This is a genomic window from Pseudomonas sp. K2I15, from assembly GCF_002204795.1.
Taxonomy (GTDB): domain Bacteria; phylum Pseudomonadota; class Gammaproteobacteria; order Pseudomonadales; family Pseudomonadaceae; genus Aquipseudomonas.
Genome location: NZ_NIXO01000056.1, coordinates 18761 through 38968, shown reverse-complemented (window position 1 = coordinate 38968; position 20208 = coordinate 18761). Strand labels below are relative to the sequence as shown.

19 protein-coding genes are annotated in these 20208 nt (G+C 55.6%); 13 read left to right on the top strand and 6 right to left on the bottom strand.

The genetic code is table 11. The features are described 5' to 3' along the window. Positions 1 to 155: 155 nt before the first annotated feature. The gene (gene acs / locus CEC48_RS25435; protein ID WP_088426247.1) at positions 156 to 2111 is read right to left on the bottom strand and encodes an acetate--CoA ligase; all 1956 of its coding nucleotides are present in this window, start codon (positions 2109 to 2111) and stop codon (positions 156 to 158) included. A gap of 394 nt (positions 2112 to 2505) precedes the next feature. Here acs and CEC48_RS25430 point away from each other — a divergent pair, with 394 nt between their 5' ends. Further along, a complete protein-coding gene (locus CEC48_RS25430) occupies positions 2506 to 2775 on the top strand; it encodes a DUF2790 domain-containing protein (RefSeq protein ID WP_088426246.1) in 270 nt (89 codons plus the stop codon). Between the two features lie 484 nt (positions 2776 to 3259). Beyond that, a complete protein-coding gene (locus tag CEC48_RS25425) occupies positions 3260 to 4510 on the top strand; it encodes a ribonucleotide-diphosphate reductase subunit beta (RefSeq protein ID WP_088426245.1) in 1251 nt (416 codons plus the stop codon). An 84-nt stretch (positions 4511 to 4594) separates the two neighbouring features. On the opposite strand, the gene CEC48_RS25420 is transcribed toward CEC48_RS25425, so the two are convergent. The 3 genes from CEC48_RS25420 to CEC48_RS31280 are packed head-to-tail and all read right to left on the bottom strand — an operon-like array spanning position 4595 to position 7391. Then, positions 4595 to 5626 carry an RES domain-containing protein gene (locus tag CEC48_RS25420; protein ID WP_088426244.1) on the bottom strand — a complete coding sequence of 344 codons (1032 nt, stop codon included), beginning with the start codon at positions 5624 to 5626 and terminating at the stop codon, positions 4595 to 4597. A 1-nt stretch (position 5627) separates the two neighbouring features. Next, the gene (locus CEC48_RS31285) at positions 5628 to 6542 is read right to left on the bottom strand and encodes a sce7725 family protein (protein WP_141099715.1); all 915 of its coding nucleotides are present in this window, start codon (positions 6540 to 6542) and stop codon (positions 5628 to 5630) included. Positions 6543 to 6554: 12 nt separating this feature from the next. Beyond that, positions 6555 to 7391 carry a sce7726 family protein gene (locus tag CEC48_RS31280; protein WP_141099714.1) on the bottom strand — a complete coding sequence of 279 codons (837 nt, stop codon included), beginning with the start codon at positions 7389 to 7391 and terminating at the stop codon, positions 6555 to 6557. A gap of 442 nt (positions 7392 to 7833) precedes the next feature. Between CEC48_RS31280 and CEC48_RS25410 the strand changes: the two genes are divergently transcribed. From CEC48_RS25410 to CEC48_RS25400, 3 genes are all read left to right on the top strand, one after another. After that, a complete protein-coding gene (locus CEC48_RS25410) occupies positions 7834 to 8364 on the top strand; it encodes a Bro-N domain-containing protein (RefSeq protein WP_088426242.1) in 531 nt (176 codons plus the stop codon). 99 nt (positions 8365 to 8463) lie between these two features. Next, on the top strand, positions 8464 to 9177 hold the full coding sequence (locus CEC48_RS25405) for an HNH endonuclease (RefSeq protein WP_088426241.1): 714 nt from the start codon (positions 8464 to 8466) through the stop codon (positions 9175 to 9177). A 73-nt stretch (positions 9178 to 9250) separates the two neighbouring features. Beyond that, positions 9251 to 9895 carry an HAD-IB family hydrolase gene (locus CEC48_RS25400; RefSeq protein WP_088426240.1) on the top strand — a complete coding sequence of 215 codons (645 nt, stop codon included), beginning with the start codon at positions 9251 to 9253 and terminating at the stop codon, positions 9893 to 9895. Positions 9896 to 10224: 329 nt separating this feature from the next. On the opposite strand, the gene CEC48_RS25395 is transcribed toward CEC48_RS25400, so the two are convergent. Then, positions 10225 to 11184, bottom strand: coding sequence for a LysR family transcriptional regulator (locus CEC48_RS25395; protein WP_088426239.1), 960 nt, complete (start codon positions 11182 to 11184; stop codon positions 10225 to 10227). Between the two features lie 261 nt (positions 11185 to 11445). Between CEC48_RS25395 and argH the strand changes: the two genes are divergently transcribed. From argH to CEC48_RS25360, 7 genes are all read left to right on the top strand, one after another. After that, complete coding sequence (gene argH / locus CEC48_RS25390) at positions 11446 to 12873, top strand: argininosuccinate lyase (protein WP_088426238.1); 1428 nt, start codon at positions 11446 to 11448, stop codon at positions 12871 to 12873. A gap of 106 nt (positions 12874 to 12979) precedes the next feature. Further along, positions 12980 to 13858 (top strand): amino acid ABC transporter permease, encoded by an 879-nt coding sequence (locus CEC48_RS25385; RefSeq protein ID WP_088426237.1) that lies wholly within the window; start codon positions 12980 to 12982, stop codon positions 13856 to 13858. 23 nt (positions 13859 to 13881) lie between these two features. Continuing rightward, a complete protein-coding gene (locus tag CEC48_RS25380; RefSeq protein ID WP_088426236.1) occupies positions 13882 to 14646 on the top strand; it encodes an amino acid ABC transporter ATP-binding protein in 765 nt (254 codons plus the stop codon). A 25-nt stretch (positions 14647 to 14671) separates the two neighbouring features. Next, positions 14672 to 15493: an ABC transporter substrate-binding protein gene (locus tag CEC48_RS25375; RefSeq protein ID WP_088426235.1), complete on the top strand. Its 822-nt coding sequence runs from the start codon at positions 14672 to 14674 to the stop codon at positions 15491 to 15493. A gap of 175 nt (positions 15494 to 15668) precedes the next feature. Further along, complete coding sequence (locus CEC48_RS25370) at positions 15669 to 16838, top strand: MFS transporter (RefSeq protein ID WP_003211499.1); 1170 nt, start codon at positions 15669 to 15671, stop codon at positions 16836 to 16838. A gap of 63 nt (positions 16839 to 16901) precedes the next feature. Continuing rightward, complete coding sequence (locus CEC48_RS25365; RefSeq protein ID WP_088426234.1) at positions 16902 to 17855, top strand: hypothetical protein; 954 nt, start codon at positions 16902 to 16904, stop codon at positions 17853 to 17855. A 105-nt stretch (positions 17856 to 17960) separates the two neighbouring features. Next, positions 17961 to 18341, top strand: coding sequence for a helix-turn-helix transcriptional regulator (locus tag CEC48_RS25360; protein ID WP_088426233.1), 381 nt, complete (start codon positions 17961 to 17963; stop codon positions 18339 to 18341). Positions 18342 to 18357: 16 nt separating this feature from the next. Here the strand turns inward: CEC48_RS25360 and CEC48_RS25355 are convergent, their stop codons facing one another. Then, on the bottom strand, positions 18358 to 19296 hold the full coding sequence (locus CEC48_RS25355) for a GlxA family transcriptional regulator (RefSeq protein WP_088426232.1): 939 nt from the start codon (positions 19294 to 19296) through the stop codon (positions 18358 to 18360). Between the two features lie 115 nt (positions 19297 to 19411). On the opposite strand from CEC48_RS25355, the gene CEC48_RS25350 reads away from it, so the two are divergent. After that, positions 19412 to 20206 carry an SDR family oxidoreductase gene (locus CEC48_RS25350; RefSeq protein WP_088426231.1) on the top strand — a complete coding sequence of 265 codons (795 nt, stop codon included), beginning with the start codon at positions 19412 to 19414 and terminating at the stop codon, positions 20204 to 20206. Positions 20207 to 20208: the final 2 nt, after the last annotated feature.

The following is a 20208-nucleotide window of genomic DNA, read 5'->3' as shown; positions in this document are numbered from 1 at the left end:
TCGCGAAAGCGGTGGATCAGCTACCCGATGTGCTGACTGACACACCGCTTTCGCGAGCAAGCCCGCTCCCACAGTTGATCTTCAGTGTTTTTCACATCGTACAAAAAAGCCCCACCCGGCTCACACCGAATGGGGCTCTGCCCTACAACCCCGCCTTACGCGACGTTCATGGTCTTGTGCGTTTCAATCAAATGCGCCACCACACTTGGGTCCGCCAGGGTGGAGATATCCCCCAACCCGTCGTATTCCGCGGTAGCAATCTTGCGCAGGATCCGGCGCATGATTTTCCCTGAGCGCGTCTTCGGCAAGCCCGGTGCCCACTGGATCACATCCGGCGAAGCAATCGGCCCGATCTCTTTACGCACCCAGTTTTTCAGCTCCAGGCGCAGCGCTTCGTTCGGCTCTTCGCCGTTTTTCAGCGTGACATACACATAGATGCCCTGGCCCTTGATGTCGTGCGGCACACCTACCACCGCCGCTTCCGCGACTTTAGGGTGGGCAACCATGGCACTTTCAATCTCGGCAGTGCCCATGCGGTGGCCGGACACGTTGAGCACGTCATCCACCCGACCGGTGATCCAGTAGTAACCATCCTCGTCACGACGCGCACCGTCACCGGTGAAGTACATGCCACGGAAGGTCTTGAAGTAGGTGTCCACGAACCGGTCATGGTCGCCAAACAGCGTACGCGCCTGGCCCGGCCACGAATCGAGAATCACCAGGTTACCCTCGGCCACGCCTTCAATCAGGTTACCCAGGTTATCCACCAGCGCCGGCACCACACCAAAGAACGGGCGTGCCGCCGAACCTGGCTTGAGTGCATGGGCGCCCGGCAGAGGGCTCATCATGTTGCCGCCGGTCTCGGTCTGCCACCAGGTGTCCACGATCGGGCAACGGGATTGGCCGACGTTTTTGTAGTACCAGTCCCACGCTTCCGGGTTAATCGGCTCACCCACCGAACCCAACAGGCGCAAGCTGCTGCCGTCGGCGCCTTCCACGGCGGCCTTGCCGGACGCCATCATTGCGCGGATCGCAGTAGGAGCGGTGTAGAGGATATTGACCTTGTGCTTGTCGACGATCTTCGCCACCCGGGTAATGTCCGGGTAGTTCGGCACGCCTTCGAACATCAGCGTGGTTGCGCCGTTGGCCAATGGACCATAGACGATATAGGTGTGGCCGGTGACCCAGCCGACGTCGGCGGTGCACCAGTAGATTTCGCCCGGGCGGTAGTCGAACACGCGCTCGTGGGTCAGGGCTGCGTACAACAGGTAGCCGCCGGTGGTGTGCTGCACGCCCTTCGGCTTGCCGGTGGAACCCGAGGTGTAAAGGATGAACAGCGCTTCTTCGGCGCCCATCTCTTTGGGCGCGCACACAGTGCCCGCCACTTTCATCAGGTCTTCGTACCAGATGTCGCGATGCTGGTTCCACTTGATGGTGCCGCCGGTGCGCTTGCACACGATGACTTTCTGGATGCTGCTGGTTTCCGGGTTGGTCAGGGCGTCGTCGACGTTGGCCTTCAGGGAAATTTTCTTGCCGGCACGAATGCCTTCGTCGGCGGTGATCACCACCTTGGATTTGCAGTCGATGATCCGACCCGCCAGGGCCTCTGGCGAGAACCCGCCAAACACCACCGAGTGAATCGCACCGATCCGGGCACAGGCCAGCATGGCGACCGCAGCTTCGGGAATCATCGGCATATAGATAGTCACCACGTCGCCGCGGTGCACATCCTGGCCGCGCAGGGCGTTGGCGAACTTGCAGACTTCTTCATGCAGCTCGCGGTAGGTGATGGTGCGGCTTTCGGCAGGGTCGTCGCCCTCCCAGATGATTGCCGCCTGGTCGCCGCGCTCGGCGAGGTGACGGTCCAGGCAGTTGTAGGAAACGTTGAGGGTGCCGTCGGCAAACCACTTGATGTCGACATGGTGATCGTCGAAGGAGGTCTGCTTCACCGTGGTGAAAGGCTTGATCCAGTCAAGGCGCTTGGCTTGCTCGCGCCAGAAACCGTCGGGGTTGACCACCGACTGCTGGTACATGGCCTTGTAGGTCGCCTCATCGGTCAGCGTGTTGGCTGCTACTTCGGGGCGAACGGGGTACAGAGAAGCCGCACTCATCTTTCTTACCTCGGTGACATAGTTGTTGTTGTATGGCCCTGTTGTAGCCGGGCCGGGCCTATAGAACCATTCGACGATGGTAGTAACAAGCCCCTACAAATTGCCCACCTATACCCCGACAGCGCTCTGGCCCGTGGCCTGTGGCGCTTTGCAGATTTCTGAAAAAACCTTCATTTCGGGATTGTTACAAAAACCACCAATAGTCTTTATCAAAAGCACGGGTATATGAATTAAACCTGTGCGCCTAAAATCAGCCTCGCCATCAAGGCACTGTGATTAACAACGTAACAGCCCCCACGAAGGCAACGTTAATCCGAACTTCCCAATCAAGTTACACACGTGGCCTCACAAGGGCCCCGTGACCCCTTTCGACCGCCAAAAGGTAAATAGTCAAATGAAAGCGTTATTAGTTATGGCCCTTAGCAGCTTGTGCGCCACCGCCGCCCTGGCCGACGAAGCCCCGACTGACGTAGCCAGCCAGAGCACTCCGACCGTTGAGGATTACACCTACAGCACCCACTTGGACGTCGCCAAAGTACTGTCCATGAGTGAAGTGCCGGATGTATGCCAAGTTGTACCGGTAAAAATGGAATATGAAGACTCACAAGGTCAGCGTCATATTCTTCAGTATCAGGTGATGGGTAATGGTTGCTCTAACGGCTGATAACTTGGTTAGTTGCCATTAACTCAGATCTTATTCGCCGCAAGAAATCGTTCTTGCGGCAAAGAGCCGGCCTCACCGTCACCCCGCTTCACCCCCTCGAAAAAAATCCTACCGCTCGTCCCTCCAGCCAACCCCAATAAACCCGCGCTCTGGCTTGAAAAGCAGGCTTTTTGTCTGCGATCCGTGGCCATCCGCCGCAACACAAAGCCGATTTTTTCCCTATAATGCGCGGGTAAATCGGGCCTGCAATATCCCTTTACACTGGGATGAAGAGCCAGACCTGAGGCCCCCGCTGGAGCTCGCAAGCATCGCTCCGCCCCTCAAGCCTCAAGCAGAACACCCGTAACCCTGATTCCGTTTAATGCGTGCGCTAGCTGCAACAAACGATTCCTTAAGATCCACCGCGGCCTTTGGGCCGTGTGAACACCCAACCATCCGGTTTCACACGGGCACCTTAGAGCCCTCACGCAGGAGACGACACGTCATGCTGAGCTGGGACGAATTCGACAAAGAAGAAGACGGCGAAGTAGTTGCCAAAGGCGCCAACGCCGGCCACGCCACCGAAGCCAACATGGACCGCCTCGACGGTGCCGGCGCTGCTGCCGCCATCGAAGCCCGCGCCGTCACCGCCAACGACTCCGCCGCCATCGTGCGCGCCAAGGCCGCCCTGGACAAACTCGACGTCGCCGAAGGCCTCGCCGAGCTGGAAGGCTCCGCCGCCCGCGTCGCCGTTGACGAAAAGCGCATGATCAACTGCCGCGCCGACCTCAACCAACTCGTGCCCTTCAAGTACGACTGGGCCTGGCAGAAGTACCTCGACGGCTGCGCCAACCACTGGATGCCGCAAGAGGTCAACATGACCGCCGACATCGCCGTGTGGAAAGACCCCGAAGGCCTGACCGACGACGAGCGCCGCATCGTGATGCGCAACCTCGGCTTCTTCTCCACCGCCGACTCCCTGGTTGCCAACAACCTGGTACTGGCCGTGTACCGCCTGATCACCAACCCGGAGTGCCGCCAGTACATCCTGCGCCAGGCCTTCGAAGAGGCGATCCATACCCACGCCTACCAGTACTGCATCGAATCGCTGGCCATGGATGAAGGCGAGATCTTCAACATGTACCACGAGATTCCATCGGTCGCTAAAAAGGCTGCCTGGGGTCTGAAGTACACCCGTTCGATCTCCGATCCGAAGTTCGAAACCGGCACTGTTGAGACCGATAAGGAGCTGCTGCGTAACCTGGTCGCTTACTACTGCGTACTGGAAGGCATCTTCTTCTACTGCGGCTTCACTCAGATCCTGTCCATGGGCCGTCGCAACAAAATGACCGGCGTGGCCGAGCAGTTCCAATACATCCTGCGGGATGAGTCGATGCACCTGAACTTCGGTATCGATGTGATCAACCAGATCAAAATCGAAAACCCGCATTTGTGGGATGCTGAAATGAAGGAAGAAGCGACCCAGATGATCCTGCAAGGGACTCAGCTGGAGATTGAATACGCGCGTGACACCATGCCGCGTGGGGTGCTGGGGATGAATGCGGCGATGATGGAGGACTACCTCAAGTTCATCGCGAATCGTCGTTTGTCGCAGATTGGGTTGAAGGAAGAGTATCCAGGCACGACGAACCCGTTCCCTTGGATGAGCGAGATTATGGACTTGAAGAAAGAGAAGAATTTCTTTGAGACTCGGGTTATTGAGTATCAGACTGGTGGGGCGTTGAGCTGGGATTGATCGCCACGCCAAACATGCATAAAACTTAAAAGCCCCGAAATTCCGGGGCTTTTTTTTGAGTAGAATATATACACTATAAAAACGCTAACTCGATAAAAACTCATGCCGAGTACTTACGACCTGACCGCAATACGGCTCTGCCGCCGCAAAAGACCCACTATCAAAAATAACGTAATTCTTTCCTCGCCCAAAAGAGCTATTAAAAACAATACCATCATAATTAGCGACCGACTTAACAAACTCGCACAAATATTGAGTCGGAATATATTCTATATGCGACTTATCCGGCAATATCGGCTTAGACAACTCAAAAGAAAATCGCTCCAACAAATCAAGAAAGCAGAGAACATCTTGAAGCTGTTGCTCTTCAAATTTTAAGACCGACGAATCACATCGAGGATTAGTCAGACTCAACAAATTTAGGTCATTTAGCGCTACAAATTTCGACACATAAATCACACTTGCATTATTTGGCCGTACCTCCGCAACACAGGTCTCCTCATTTTCCGCGAGATACAAATATGGTATTCCAACCGGATTCGCACGTCCTCCAGAAACAACCATTGGTGGAGGTGTTCCCATTTGGGCGGCAGTCAAGGGAGCTTCAGAAATTCGCGCTCTAAACAACTGCTCACCACGTTCCAAAGGTGATTTCAACTGCTCTAACAGAGCTAAAAAAACTTCAAAGCTTGAATTGTCGGCATTAGGATTTAACACCTGAGAAATCAACGAGCTTCTTGGGAAAAATCTATTCCTATGTTTTAGCTCCTCCTTAAACCCAGCCCATTGACTAGAATACAGAGATACGTCAAATCTAAAAACATACTTGACAGATGCTATCTCCTCTCCAAACATCTCTTGCGCCAATCTCTTGGAATCTCTGACAACCGTGAGGCTGAGAATACCGAACTGCTTGTGCAGTAACTCAACCAATTCTTCACCGTCTGCCGACTCTTCAAGACTATAAAGAATAAGCTCAACAGCTGAGAATAACGAATCAGAGCTAATTGTCGGCACTCTTATGGCGCCACAATGCGAACAATTGCCAACAGCTCCTTTTGAAGCAGCCTCGATTAACACTGAATCCGTGAAGCAATGAATGCAGCATCTAGCCATTTCAATGCTCCTGAATATAGGCACACGTGGTTTCAATATGATGCTTTATTGAAATCTTTTTGACATGCCCAAGTCCAGGATAGTGCCTAGAAGAATGCAAGACGAAAAACTCATTCAGCCCCTGCGTCCTAGTAAATTTACCGGGGTTGCTGCCAACATAACTAACCAGTTTATTAAGAGCATCCATAAATTTCCCACCGGGGTTCGTGGGTGTTCGATCATCATAGGACGCAAAATGTCTAACATGCATAGCATCATACTCATCTCTATTTATATAAGAGAGATGTACAGCAACAACATATGCAGGTCCCCCAGACTCAGAGTAATCCTCACTAAGAATAGTGAAGTCGCCAAAGCCTAAAGCATTTTCCAGCGATCTGAATTCGGTATGTAGAGAGGAAAACAATGAATCCTCGGTGTAATCCGAGTTTTTCATTTCTTTCTTGAAAGAATCCCCATAAACAACCTTATTTCTCAAAAGAGAAAAAGCCGTAGAACTTACTCTTACAGGGTTAACCAACGTGTACACAGATTGATTTACTATTTCAATCAACGCTCTATCTAAACTACCTTCAACAAATACAGCAGCCTGACCTGCAAAACTCTGAAACAACTCAATAGCCACACTATCCTGAGGGCTCTTGATTTTAACACATGGTAGGTAGAGCCCTTCTTCCTCACCCAGCATGGAGCTTATAACATCTACCCCACCACGGTAATCTCCAAGAGAGGGATTTACTACAACCAGGGGAACAATACGATTATCAGATAGCTGCTGAATAGTTCTTTTTAACGGAGAGATATTTTCTCTGACGGGCTCAATTACTGGCTTAAATAATCGAGCATCAATAACAGAGGATAACTCCCGCAAAGCTATCAACTCATTCTGTTTACCTTTCAATATTGGAAAATACATTTAACTTCCTTTTTAAATCGGAGAGTTAACAACCCTCGCAAGATTATTTCTATTAGCCTCAGAGAGGCTCACACTTACACTTGCCATTAGTAGGGAGCGAGGTAAAGAAAGCGAAAACTTTTTATTCAAGCCTCTAGATACCTTTAGAGTCTTACAAAACTCCGAGCGCAACAAATCCGCATCAGCGCGGAGAAAAACAGATTCACACCAACTGAAAACCTCAGTATTAGTCAGCCCTATTGGGGCGTCTTCCATCTGTCGAGCTATAGAAAAATACTCATCCTTACGCAACGACCTTATTAAGACTTTCGCATCAATAGCTCCGGTAACGACCTTGGCAGGCCGGACCTCTGAAAGTCTATTTTGGGATGTCAGCACAATAACGCCGACATCTTCAAATATATTCTTTAACGCATAATCCCTATGTCCTTCAGCGACAACCACGTAGGTCTTATCAAATATCTTTTCGTAGGCACCTAACTGATCGTTCAGCCTGGTGAAATTATCAAGATCAGTCTTTATTTCGTAGCAGGTACTATTACCATTTAACACTACGCAATCTGCTTTGTTATTCTCAACCCTAAACTCAGGCACCAGTGTAGCAGTTGATAACTTATGTCGCCCGAGAAGAATTTTATTAGCAACTACATTTTTGAAAAAATATTCAAATCTATAATTCTTACTTAGGTCTTTATAACAAACCTCATAAACATCAGCAGGTGTAAAAAATCTCGGCAGACACTCAACATAAACCTGTGCAACATCAGCAACACGCCCAACATTCCCGCGAGCGAGCTCCTCAACGCAATTTGTGGAGAAGATTTTACTCAGTTCTCGATAGTTTCTCATTTGTGTATCAGCTGCCTTCTAGCGCCCGCGCTCAGGAAGCCATGCTAGCAGAGAGACTGATTCTAGGCGCGCCTCAGAAACACAAAACCCATAGAGATCGGTCTTGACCAGGGTCTGCCCAGGTCATAACCTCACTCTCTGGTGCCTAAGAAACACCTCACACAGCGGACTGACCGCACCCGACAGTAGCGGCTTTTTTGTGCCTACGGTTTCCCCGTGGGCATGGAAAATCTCTGTTATGCCGGGAGTGGGCTAATACAAGACCCGAAAGGGGAATATGTCCGGCCCTCTGTGTGGGGTTTCTTAACTCCCGGCACCCAGCCCTAAGAAAGCTGACATCACACAGAGGTAATGGAAATGCCTAGAATTTTCACCTTCCTCGCGAAGGCTATCTACTGCGTAATCGCCGCACTTCAAATACCTCCAACCGGGGAAGTGTGCTATGCATGATCCCTTCGTTCCTATTGTTTTCACCCGTCAAAGCCTCTCCCTGCATGCCCTCCTCCTGGAAAACCAACCCTGGTTCTGCGCCCGAGACCTTGGGCGTTTGATGGGGTGGTATTTGGATGAGCGAACAACTCGCAAGCTCGATGAAGATCAACGAAAAACCATAAAACTACTGTTCCACGGTCAGCCGGAAGAAATGCTGATGATCAGCGAGTCCGGCACTTACGCATTGCTGGTCTATCACTACACGCCGGGGAATCGCCTACTACGTAGCTGGCTCACTCATGAAGTGGTTCCAACCTTGCGGGACGAGCGCCAGTCCCGAACGGTGGAGCGGCCGCTATTGAGCATGTTGGATTGGCCAGAGATGTCGTTGAACCTGCTGCACTGGCAGGATGAAGGTTGGATACGGCTTCGGGATATGCCGTATTTGTTAGTGAATCGAACCTATCGGAGAGAGACAGCGAAAACTCCATGGTGGCGAAAGCTCACTCAACCTTTCCGAATGAAGCAGCGACTTTACTAATATAGACGACCGCCAAATCCCACAGGGATGTAGGAAATTTCGTAGACGCAATAATGGCTACTCAGTATCGTCCGAGGGTTTTCTACCCTCGGCGGCTGTATGGATATTACGAAAGACAAAACGGACTGGAACGACTCGGAGTTGGCAGCGGCGGTCGAGGCCTATTTGAAGATGTTGGCGTGGGAAAAAAACGGCCAACCTTTCAACAAAGCACTCGAAAACCGCTTGCTACGTGAAGGCCCTGCGGCAGGCCGCGCGAAGGGCTCCATCGAATTTCGCATGCAAAACATCTCCACTGTTCTCGTGCGTATGGGCTGGGACCGCATCGAGGGCTATAAGCCTGCGAAGAACGTGGGCTCAGGCGTAGAACAACGCATCCGCCAAGCGCTTGCGTCGCACGGTGTATTCGAATCCGAAGACGCCGCCCAAACGGCAGACGAGCAAACGCTTATCCGCCGCGCATCCAAACTGCAGCAGCAACCTTTCCATAAGTTACCGGATGGCATTGCCCAGCCGCAGAAAGTGTCGACCGTCAGCACCGCCTTCGTTCGCGACCCGAAGGTGCGCGCCTGGGTACTGAAAGAAGCCAATGGCATCTGCGAAGGCTGCGGCTCGAACGCGCCTTTCGAAGTCGACGGCCAGCCATTCCTTGAAGTACATCACGTGAAGCACCTCGCCCAGAAGGGTTCGGATCGCATCACCAATGCTGTAGCCTTGTGCCCCAATTGCCATCAGCGCTGTCACCGGTCGAGCGACCGGGATGTTTTTACCAAAGGGCTTTACTCCAAAATCAACAGATTGATACCGGAGTAAACTCTTGCTGTCACAGCAGATGCACCTTCCAAAAAATAGTAGATAGGACCGAGACCCGCCCGTGAACCCAGACATGCTCGAATCCGGCCCCTTGGATGCCAAAGTACTCTCCGTCTTTGACTTCGACGGCACCCTGACCCACCACGACAGCTTCGTGCCGTTCCTGAAGTTCGCCTTTGGTAAAGGCGAATTCGTGCGCAGGATGGTGAAGCTGGCGGTGCCTGGCGCGCAGTTTCTGTTGCGCGTCATTAGCCGTGATGAGCTCAAGGCGCAGTTGATCCGCACCTTTATGACCGGCGTGGACAAGGCGTGGGTTCAGCAGAAAGCTGAAGAGTACTGCCAGGCGTATTGGAACAAGTTGATGCGCCCAACCGGGCTGCAATCGGTGGCCGATGAGGTGAACTCCGGGGCGGTGGTGACGTTGTGTTCGGCGTCGCCGGCGTTGGTGTTGCAGCCGTTTGCGGATCGGCTTGGGATCAAGTTGATCGGCACTGAGCTTGAGGTGGTTGACGGGGTGTTGACTGGCAAGCTCACGGGGAATAATTGCCGGTGTGAGAATAAGGTGCTTCGGCTTGAGGCGGTTTATGGGGATCTGGGGGAGTATCGGCTCAGGGCCTGGGGTGATACGCGAGGGGATCGGGAGTTGTTGGCGGCGGCGCAGGATGCGCATTTTCGGCATTTTCATGCGAAGAAAAAGCGGGCTAGGTTGCAGCGGTGATGCGGGTGGATGGGGTCTGCGGGTAGACCGAGTTGATCCCATCGCAGCCTCGCTGGGGCTCGACAGCTCCCACAGAATTCAGTTGCCGATAGGCCTTCTTCAATCTCCCTGGTGCCTATCAGCCGTTTCCTGCGGTCACGAAAACGCTAATGAGCGCTTAAATTTGATAATAAATCCACCGTGCGTGTCGAAAACGATAACAACCCACAGAGAGGTGATGCGGGTGGATATAGTCTGCGGGTAGACCGCGGTGATGCCATCGCAGCCTCGCTAAAGCTCGACAGCTCCCACAGGGGATCTCTGTAGGTTCTAAGGGTGGTGTGAACTCGTTAGATTGGCGCTTTGAGATCCACGCCTAGTGCAGTCGCGAAGGCTTTGACCAGCGGGCTTCGTGGGGCGTTGTGTTTGAGGATGACGTTGAACGGCGTGCTCAGGTGGATCTGCTCCGGGCATAACACGCGCAGGCGCCCTTCACTCACCAGCGGCGCGGCGTAGTGTTCCGGGAGAAAGCCCAGGAAGCGACCCGTGAGGATGAGGATGGCGACGGCTTCCACCTGTGAGGCCGACGCGGACTGGCTGTCGTAGCTGACGAAGTTGGCCTTGTCGCTATGGATCGCGTACCGATGATTGACCACTTCATGCTGGCGCAGCACATCTGCATTGATCTCGCTCGCCTCAAACAACGGATGCCCAACGGCGCAGTACGCGTGGGACTTTTCTTCGTACAGCGGGAAATAATCGAATTCTTCCCGCCGCTGGTACACCGGCACGATGCCAACGATCAGCCGCCCTTCCACCACGCCCCGTTCAACTTCGTCCAATTGCGAGGCATGTAGGCGTAATCTTATTTTTGGCGATTCTGTATGTAGTTTCCCCAGCGCTTTAATCAGCGGTGAATTAACGTCCGATACGGTGTTATCAATAACGCCCACACTAAGGTCGCCGATCAGTTCATTCTGCGCCGAACTAAGCTTGTCTCTAAAACTGTCCACCGAGGCAAATAATTCAATGGACGCCTGATAGACCAACTTGCCTTCTTCCGTCAGCCCAAACCCTTCTCTCCCCCGCGTACACAGGCGCATGCCGATGCGAATTTCGAGGTCGGAAATCTGCTTGCTGATCGCCGCCAACCCCACATTCAGCTCATTCTGCGCCGCGCTGAAGCCGCCCGCTTCGACCACAGCCTTGAACACCCGCAGCAATTTGAAGTCCAGCCCGCTGAGTTGCAGGGGCGGTCTTGTGCCGGGTTTTGGCGGTATGTTTCCAGAATTGGAAAGTGGGGTTTCCATAATACGTGTTGACCTCAAGTGCCATATTCAACAGGCTTTGACCTACTCCATGAACATCGCCGGGCGGCAATAATGAACATACTTAACCGCCCTTGGCAACCTTGAATATAGCGGGTTGAACGGCTTTTACCGGCTGATTTAACGCCCTGAAAACCTGACACTTCGATCAGGACTTTTTGTTTTGCTACTGCCCTCCGAATCCATAAGGCCAAGCCACGTCCAACGGGCTTGTCACTTCTAAAAACAAGCGTGAGGAACACCATGTCTCAGCCCACCGATCGCCTCTGGGGTGCTCGCTTCAAGACCGGCCCGTCTGCTGCTTTGGCCGCGCTGTCGCGCTGCCCCGAGCGCTATTTTCGCCTGACGCCCTACGACCTGGCCGGCTCCCGGGCCCATGCCCGTGAGTTGCAGCGCGCCGGGTTGCTGGATGAGTCGGAAACCTTACGCACCCTGGAAGCGCTGGACCGGATTGGTGAGGACTTTGCCGCTGGCCGGCTGCACCCGACGCTGGATGACGAGGATGTGCACACCTTCATCGAGCGGGTGTTGACCGAGCGTTTGGGCACCCTGGGCGGCAAGTTGCGCGCCGGGCGTTCGCGTAATGACCAGACGGCCAACGATTTGCGACTGTTCCTACGGGATCACGCGCGCACCATCACCACCGAGGTGTTGGGTTTGCAGCAGGCGCTGGTGGACCAGGCTGAGCAGCATATCGAGAGCATTTGCCCGGGCTTCACCCACTTGCAGCAGGCGCAGCCGATTGTGTTCGCCCATCACTTGCTGGCCCACGCGCAATCGATGCTGCGGGATGTGCAGCGTTTGGTGGATTGGGATGCGCGTACGGCGTTGTCGCCATTGGGTGCTGCGGCGATGGCAGGTTCGGCGATTGCTCGCCAGCCGGAGCATTCGGCCAAGGAGATGGGTTACACCGGGCCGTGCGAAAACTCTATCGACGCTGTAGCCAGTCGTGACCACGTGGCGGAGTTTCTGTTTGTGGCGGGCATGCTCGGGGTGAATATTTCGCGGCTGTCGGAGGAGTTTTGCCTGTGGTCGTCGCGCCAGTTTCGTTGGGTGCAGTTGGACGATGCCTACGCTACCGGTAGCTCGATCATGCCGCAGAAGAAGAACCCGGACATTGCCGAACTGGCGCGGGGTAAGGCTGGGCGGTTGATTGGCAACCTGACCGGGTTGATGTCGACGCTCAAGTCGTTGCCGCTGTCGTACAACCGCGATTTGAGTGAAGACAAGCACAGTGTGCTGGACAGCGTGGACACGTTGCTGTTGGTGCTGCCGGCGATGGCCGGGATGGTCGCGACGATGAAGGTGCAGGTGGAAGAGCTGCGGCGCCAGGCGCCGATGGGTTTCACCCTGGCGACGGAGGTGGCGGATTGGTTGGCTACCCGTGGTGTGCCGTTCAAGGAGGCACATGAGATTACCGGCGCTTTGGTGCAGGCCTGTGAGAAGCATGAGATTGAATTGTGGGAAGCCTCGCCAGCGTTGTTGGCTGAAGTGGATACACGGCTGACACCTGAGGTGCGTGAGTGCCTGACCCTGGAAGCGGCGATTGCGGCGCGCAGTGGTTGGGGTGGGACGGCGCCGGCGCGGGTGCGTGAGCAGATTGGGCGGTTGAAGGTGGCGTTGGCAGCTCAGCAGCAGTGGGCTGAGAGTTACCAGGGGTTCAGGATTTAAACCTGCAAAGTTTGTGGTGTGTGGGCCGGCGCTTTCGCGAGCAAGCCCGCTCCCACAGTTGGACCGAGTACATCCGCTAGAGATTTATTAGTTTCGGAGATTCACCATGAAACAAACCCCGGCAGAGCGCTTGCAAGCCGAGCGCCAGCAGATCGAAAACCAGTTCGATATCACCAAATACGAGCACGTGCCGCGTCGCTACTACGGTCGCATGGTGTTCGCCACCCTGATCGTGGTCGCATTGGCCGCCTTGTTGCGGGCATTCGCCAATGGTCAGATCGAATGGTCCTACATCGGTCAGTTCCTCACGTCCGAGGCGATCATCTGGGGCCTGGTGAACACCATCATCATGTCGATCCTGGCCATGGCGCTGGGTGTGGTGATCGGGGTGATCACGGCCATCATGCGCATGTCGGCCAACCCGATCCTGCGCTACGTGGCCATCACCTACACCTGGCTGTTTCGCGGTACGCCGCTGATTCTGCAACTGCTGTTGTGGTTCAACCTGGCGCTGATTTTCCCGGTGATCGCGATTCCCGGCCTGTTCAGCATCGACACCGTAGACCTGATGACGCCATTCGTGGCCGCCCTCCTCGGCCTGAGTATTAACCAGGGCGCCTACACCGCTGAAGTGGTGCGCGCCGGTTTGCTGTCGGTAGACACCGGCCAGTACGAAGCCGCCAAGTCGATCGGCATGCCGAGCCTTCAGGCGCTGCGTAGGGTGATTCTGCCCCAGGCGATGCGGGTGATCATTCCGCCTGTAGGCAACGAGTTCATCAGCATGGTGAAAATGACCAGCCTGGCGAGTGTGATTCAGTACTCGGAGCTGCTGCACAACGCGCAAAACATCTACTACGCCAACGCCCGGGTCATGGAGTTGCTGATTGTTGCCGGCATCTGGTACCTGGCGGTGGTGACTGTTCTTTCATTCGGTCAGAGCCGCCTTGAGCGTCGTTTTGCCCGCGGCGCCGGCAAGCGCTCGTAAGCCCTGACTGAGGAGATTTGCCCATGAGAAGCATCGTCAAGGCCGTGAACCTGAACAAGTATTACGACCAGTATCACGCGTTGCAGGACATCAACCTGGAAGTCGAACAAGGCGAAGTGCTGTGCGTTATCGGCCCGTCTGGTTCCGGCAAAAGTACCCTGCTGCGCTGCGTCAACCAGCTGGAAAAAATCGACAAGGGCGGCCTGTGGGTCGACGGCGAACTGGTGGGTTACCGGGTCGTCGGCAACAAGCTGCATGAGTTGAATGAATCACAGATCGCCCGTCAGCGCTTGGCCACCGGCATGGTGTTTCAGCGCTTCAATTTATTCCCGCATATGACGGTGTTGCAGAACATCATCGAAGGCCCGTGCCAGGTGCTCAAGCGCTCGCCCAAGGAAGCCACCGAGGACGCCTTGGAGTTGCTGGCGCGCGTTGGCCTCGCGGACAAGCGCAATGCCTACCCGGTGGAATTGTCCGGCGGCCAACAACAACGTGTGGCGATTGCCCGCGCGTTGGCGATGCGTCCCAAGCTGATGTTGTTTGACGAACCCACGTCAGCCCTCGACCCGGAGCTGGTAGGAGAAGTGCTGTCGGTGATGCGCGATTTGGCCACCACCGGCATGACCATGATTGTGGTCACCCATGAATTGGGCTTCGCGCGCGAAGTGTCCAACCGCATGGTGTTTATGGATGCCGGCCAGATTGTGGAAGCCGGCAGCCCTGAAGAAATTCTAATAAGCCCACAAAACCCGCGTACCCAAAGCTTTATTTCTGCCGTTCGCACTTAACTAAAAAACTAACGAGAACGCCCCCATGAAAAATCTGTTTCTTCCAAGTTTGCTCGTAGGCCTGATGGCCTCCACTTCGGTTTTGGCGGCATTGCCGGCAGCGATCAAGGACAAGGGTGAGATCAGCGCGGCCATCGTGCCGAACTACCCGCCGATGGATTTCAAAGACACCGCCACCAACACACTCACCGGCCTGGACTTTGACCTGGGCAATGCCCTGGCCGAGCGCCTGGGTGTGAAGATCAAGTGGCAGGAAACCGGCTTCGAACAGATGCTCAGCGGCCTGACCACCAAGCGCGTGGACATTGTGCTGTCGGGCATGAGCGACACGGCCGAACGCCAGAAGTCGGTGACGTTTATCGATTACTTCACCAGCGGCCCGCAGTTGTACACCCTGGCCAAGCGTGAAGACCTCAAGGAATTGACTGACCTGTGCGGTAATAAAGTCGGCACCAGCCGACGTACTACATGGCCGTCGGAAATTGCTGCGTGGAGCAAGGAAAACTGCGAAAAAGCCGGTAAGCCAGCCATCGTGGTGATTGGCACTGAGGGCTCGGCGGATGCGCGGGCGCAGTTGCAGCAGAACCGCCTGGATGCGGCGATGCAGGGCAGTGAAACCATTCCTTACTTGATGTCGCTGGACAAGGGTAAGTACAAGCCAGTGGGCCTGGCGATTTCCAAGCAGTTCACGGGGCTTGGGATTGAGAAGAGCAATACCGAGTTGGTCACGGCCATCAGCGAAGCGTTGCAGGGCATGATTGATGACGGGACGTACGGCAAGATTCTGAAGAAGTGGGATCTGGAGCAGGGTGCGGTGGAAAAAATCAGCATCAATGCCGGCCAGTAACACCGCGTAACCCTGTGGGAGCCGGGCTTGCCCGCGATGGCGGTGAGTCAGGCGACGAATATACAAGCTGACCCACCGCCATCGCAGGCAAGCCAGCTCCCACATTTGATCTTCATTGATTTGTAGAACAATGCTCGGCTTGACTACGCATTTATGACAAGGACATCGCCCCACCGTGGCCACGTACTCCCTGGTAATCCGCCGTCTGATGATCTGCTCGGTGACCATCGTCGTCAGCCGCGCCATGACCAGCCCATTGCTCGCCCTATTGCTAAGCACCCGCCTGGGCCTCAACCAGCAAGACATCGGCTTGCTGATGGGCATCGCCGTATTCATCGCCACCCTGCTGGGCCTCTACGGCGGCTACATCATCGACCGGCTGGAAAAGCGCAAGCTGCTGATCCTGGCGATGCTCTCCAGCTCCATCGGTTTTTTGTTGCTGACCTTTGCCAGCAACCTGTACCTGACCACCCTGACCCTGGTGATCACCGAAGCTGCTTCGGCGCTGTTCCTGATCGGCTCCAAGGCGATCATCAGCGAGAACCTGCCGGTGGGCCAGCGTGCCAAGGTGTTTTCCCTGCGCTACACCCTGACCAATGTCGGCTATGCCACCGGCCCGATGCTCGGCGTGGTGATTGCCGGCCAGATGCCGCTGGCACCGTTCCTGATCGCCAGCGCGATTGCCTTTGGCAGCCTGTTCCTGATGATCGGCATCCCGCCGACCCAGCGCGACGACAGCAACAAACCCTTAAGTTTTCTCAGCACCCTGAGGACGTTGCGCAGCGATCGCACCTTGATCCTGTTTACCAGCGGCAGCCTGTTGAGCACCATTGTCCACGGGCGCTACACCCTGTATCTGTCGCAGTTTCTGCTGGTGGCCTACAAGCCGGAGAACGCGCTGAAAATTCTCTCCGCTGTGCTGGCTTGCAATGCCATCACGGTGATTTTGATGCAGTACCAGATCGGCCGATTCCTCAAGCGTGAACAGTTGCGCTACTGGATCGTGCTCGGCACCTCGCTGTTTATCGCCGGGCTGATCGGCTTCAGCATGGCGGACGGCCTGGTGTCGTGGTGTGTCGCGATGTTTGTGTTCACCCTCGGGGAGATGATCATCTACCCGTCCGAATTCCTGTTTATCGACACCATCGCCCCCGACGCCCTGCGCGGCAGCTATTACGGTGCGCAGAACCTGGCGGCATTTGGCGGGGCATTGAGCCCGGTGATCTGCGGCTATCTGCTGATCAATGCATCGCCCGCCTCGATGTTCTATGTACTCAGCGGGCTGACGGCGGTGGGCGGCACCTTGTGTTTCTTGAGTGGCCGGCGTGTGGTGGTCCGTGCGTAATTTCTACTGATATTTGCGCGATATCCCGCTATTAATAGCGAAATATCTCACGGACCCGAGCCCATGAAATTCGACACGGCCTACAGCCTGAGTCTCAACGACAAGCTGTCGATTTATGACGTGCGCGACCTGAATTTCGACGAAACCGCCGCCTTCGATTCGGACAAGGACAGTTTCCTGTGCCCCAACGACGAATGCCGGGCGGCGTTTGCGGCGGGTAATGTGCTGGGCACGTTCAACGCGAAAAACGTCAATTACCTGCGCACGCCCCACTTCAAGAACATCCCCAGCACCCGGCATATCGACGGTTGCCGTTACGCCAGCCGCCATGCCGGAAAAGGTGAAGCTGAGGATGGGCCGGAAGATAGTTTCCCGTCGGAATTTGTCCTCACGCGACGCCAGTACGAACGCAAAACACCGATCATCGGCGCCGAGGGTGGCGCCCCACAAGAACCACCGAAAACGCCGGCAACCGGCAGCGACTTGTCTCACAGCTCAAGCGACACCACACCGGACAAGACCAGCGTCTTCGCCCACCCGGTGGAGTGCTATGTGTCCAATATCGACGACAAGGAAAAGCTTAAAAGCATGCCCTTGAAGATCGGCGAGCACACCGCGACCTATTGGACGTTTTTCAAGAAGATCGAATACCTGCAAGACAACAAAGGCCTGATCTACTGGGGCAAGATCAAGGAAATCAAGGACTACACCAGCAGCTTTCGCATCGACTTCGAAAAGAAGGCCTGGCTCGACAAGAAGCCCTACTCGGTCAACGTTTACCTGAGCAAAAAACTGATCGAGAACTACCGCAAGCGCAAGGCGTTCCTGGAGCAGATCAAGGCGGCGGTGGACAGTCAGCGGGCGCTGTATTGCTTCTTCTACGGGGTAACGCCTGCGCTGAAACAGGTGCCGAGCAAGAAAAACCCCGAACAGACGTTCGCGGTGTTCAGTGCCAATATCGAGAACCTGGACCACCTGATTATTCGCGAGGCGCCGGGGTTGGAAGAGGCGAAATAGAGCGGCGGCAACGCTATCGAAAAAATCCAGTTGATGAGCGGTCAAAACAACTGTACAAAAACACAGTATAGTTTGCCCTCCCCCGTCGAACCTGGAGAAACCCCCATGTCCTCTCTGGCAATGAGCAGCATCGTAGAACAGCAGATCGTCCTTCATCAATTCACCCCACGCCACAGTGTCCAGGCCCGCCTGATGCTGGGCTGGAGCCGGGAAGACCTGGCCCGGGAAGCCGATGTGGAAGTGGACGCCCTTCAACGTTTTGAGAGCCATGGTGATGTGGACGATGAAGTCCGCCTGAGTGTGGCGTTTCGTCTGGAGGCTGAAGGGTTGGTGTTTTTCCCGGGGTTTGCGCCGGGGTGGGGGATGAGTGTGCGGGGTCGCGCCAGCGCCACAGCACAACCCACCCCTAAAGGAATCATCTCCAGATTTCTGGATTCAACGGCGGCATCAATTGATCCAGCAACACCTCAGCCCAATGGTGCGTAGCGTCCAGGCCATACATTCACGCCTGCAACTGCAACGCCCGGCGGATCATTTGTGGCGGCTGGCCAAACGCCCGCAGAAAGGCCCGACGCATACGCTCCGGATCACCGAAGCCCGTCTCCCGCGCGACAACGTCGATGGAATGGCTACCGGATTCGAGCATCAGGCGCGCCGCTTCAATGCGCAGGTGTTCGACCGCCTTGGCCGGCGACTGGCCGGTTTCGGCGCGAAACAGTCTGCTGAACTGACGCGGGCTGAGGTGTGCCGCTTCGGCCAGTTGCTCTACCGAAAGGTCCTCACGCAAGTGACCTTTGGCCCAGGCCAGGGCGGTTTGTACACGATCGGATTTGGGGTCCAGTTCCAGCAGCGCAGAAAACTGCGACTGACCACCGGCACGGCGATGGTAGACCACCAGTTTCTTCGCCACGTCGCGGGCCACTTCCACGCCCAGGTCGTGTTCTACCAGGGCCAGGGCCAGATCGATGCAGGCGGTCATCCCGGCGGACGTCCACAGGGGGCCATCGACGGTGAAGATCCGGTCTTCCTCCAGCTTCACGTTAGGGTAGCGCTGGCGAAACGTCATGGCGTGGTACCAGTGGGTGGTTGCCTTGCGCCCTTCCAACAGCCCGGCTGCGGCCAGGTGGAACGAACCGGTACAGGCCGACGTGACTCGGCGCGATGCCGTCAATGATTCCTGCAAATAGGCCACCATGCCGGGTGTGGGCTCCAGTAATTCGTTGTCTCCCAGCACCACGATCGTGTCGTAGGCTTGCTGCCCAAATGCCAGGCTATCAATGGCAAAGCCCATGGAGCTTTTAATCGGCCCGCCGTGCTCCGACAGCAAGTCCACGCGATAGAATGGCCGCCCCACCACGAAGTTGGCAAATTCGAACACGCTGCTGGTGGACAGGCTGAGCACCTGAAAACCGGGAAACAGCACAATACCGACGGACACCATGGCCAAACCTCATGTCTCTAAAAGAGGGATATATGACATTGCGGCCACAACATTACACCCATAATCTTGGTTCCAACAAGGCCGATCCTCTCCCCGGCCATTTGGAGCAACTGCCATGTCGCAACACAAAGGTTATGCCCTGATTACCGGTGCTTCATCAGGAATAGGCGCGGTGTATGCCGACCGCCTGGCCCACGCCGGCTACGACTTGATTCTGGTGGCCCGCAACCAGCAACGTCTGGAGCAACTGGCAACACGCTTGAAGGCCAGCACCCAGCGTAACGTTGAAGTAATTGCCGCCGATCTGAATCTGCCAGCCGACCTGGCCCGTATCGCCAAGGTCGTGCATGAAGACAGCCGTATCAGCCTGCTGGTCAACAACGCCGGTGTGGGCGCCACGGCTTCGTTGCTGGAGTCGGACGACGACAAAATGGACGCGATGATTCTGCTCAACGTATTGGCGCTGACCCGCCTGGCCAAGGCCGCAGCGACCAATTTTGTGGGCCAGGGCCGGGGCACGATTATCAACATTGGCTCGATTGTCGCCCTCGCCCCCAAAGTGTTGAACGGCGTATATGGCGGCACCAAGGCCTTCGTGCAGGCTTTCAGCGAATCGTTGCAACATGAGCTGAGCGACAAGGGCGTGGTGGTCCAAGTGGTACTGCCGGGCGCGACTGCCACGGAGTTCTGGGACATCGCCGGCCTGCCGGTGAACAACCTGCCGGAAACCATGGTGATGACCACGGAGAACCTGGTAGACGCCGCCTTGGCAGGCCTTGCCCAAGGTGAAGCCGTGACGATCCCGTCCCTGCCGGACGGCACAGATTGGGACACCTACGAAAACGCGCGGCTGGCACTGGGCCCGAACCTGTCGCGCCGTGAACCTGCCGCTCGCTATGGGTTGAAGTAACC

What these genes read in the sequence shown, in the direction of transcription:
- acs (WP_088426247.1), bottom strand. Translation starts at nt 2,111, where the DNA reads ATGAGTGCGGCTTCTCTGTACCCCGTTCGCCCCGAAGTAGCAGCCAAC.
- CEC48_RS25430 (WP_088426246.1), top strand. Translation starts at nt 2,506, where the DNA reads ATGAAAGCGTTATTAGTTATGGCCCTTAGCAGCTTGTGCGCCACCGCC.
- CEC48_RS25425 (WP_088426245.1), top strand. Translation starts at nt 3,260, where the DNA reads ATGCTGAGCTGGGACGAATTCGACAAAGAAGAAGACGGCGAAGTAGTT.
- CEC48_RS25420 (WP_088426244.1), bottom strand. Translation starts at nt 5,626, where the DNA reads ATGGCTAGATGCTGCATTCATTGCTTCACGGATTCAGTGTTAATCGAG.
- CEC48_RS31285 (WP_141099715.1), bottom strand. Translation starts at nt 6,542, where the DNA reads ATGTATTTTCCAATATTGAAAGGTAAACAGAATGAGTTGATAGCTTTG.
- CEC48_RS31280 (WP_141099714.1), bottom strand. Translation starts at nt 7,391, where the DNA reads ATGAGAAACTATCGAGAACTGAGTAAAATCTTCTCCACAAATTGCGTT.
- CEC48_RS25410 (WP_088426242.1), top strand. Translation starts at nt 7,834, where the DNA reads ATGCATGATCCCTTCGTTCCTATTGTTTTCACCCGTCAAAGCCTCTCC.
- CEC48_RS25405 (WP_088426241.1), top strand. Translation starts at nt 8,464, where the DNA reads ATGGATATTACGAAAGACAAAACGGACTGGAACGACTCGGAGTTGGCA.
- CEC48_RS25400 (WP_088426240.1), top strand. Translation starts at nt 9,251, where the DNA reads ATGCTCGAATCCGGCCCCTTGGATGCCAAAGTACTCTCCGTCTTTGAC.
- CEC48_RS25395 (WP_088426239.1), bottom strand. Translation starts at nt 11,184, where the DNA reads ATGGAAACCCCACTTTCCAATTCTGGAAACATACCGCCAAAACCCGGC.
- argH (WP_088426238.1), top strand. Translation starts at nt 11,446, where the DNA reads ATGTCTCAGCCCACCGATCGCCTCTGGGGTGCTCGCTTCAAGACCGGC.
- CEC48_RS25385 (WP_088426237.1), top strand. Translation starts at nt 12,980, where the DNA reads ATGAAACAAACCCCGGCAGAGCGCTTGCAAGCCGAGCGCCAGCAGATC.
- CEC48_RS25380 (WP_088426236.1), top strand. Translation starts at nt 13,882, where the DNA reads ATGAGAAGCATCGTCAAGGCCGTGAACCTGAACAAGTATTACGACCAG.
- CEC48_RS25375 (WP_088426235.1), top strand. Translation starts at nt 14,672, where the DNA reads ATGAAAAATCTGTTTCTTCCAAGTTTGCTCGTAGGCCTGATGGCCTCC.
- CEC48_RS25365 (WP_088426234.1), top strand. Translation starts at nt 16,902, where the DNA reads ATGAAATTCGACACGGCCTACAGCCTGAGTCTCAACGACAAGCTGTCG.
- CEC48_RS25360 (WP_088426233.1), top strand. Translation starts at nt 17,961, where the DNA reads ATGTCCTCTCTGGCAATGAGCAGCATCGTAGAACAGCAGATCGTCCTT.
- CEC48_RS25355 (WP_088426232.1), bottom strand. Translation starts at nt 19,296, where the DNA reads ATGGTGTCCGTCGGTATTGTGCTGTTTCCCGGTTTTCAGGTGCTCAGC.
- CEC48_RS25350 (WP_088426231.1), top strand. Translation starts at nt 19,412, where the DNA reads ATGTCGCAACACAAAGGTTATGCCCTGATTACCGGTGCTTCATCAGGA.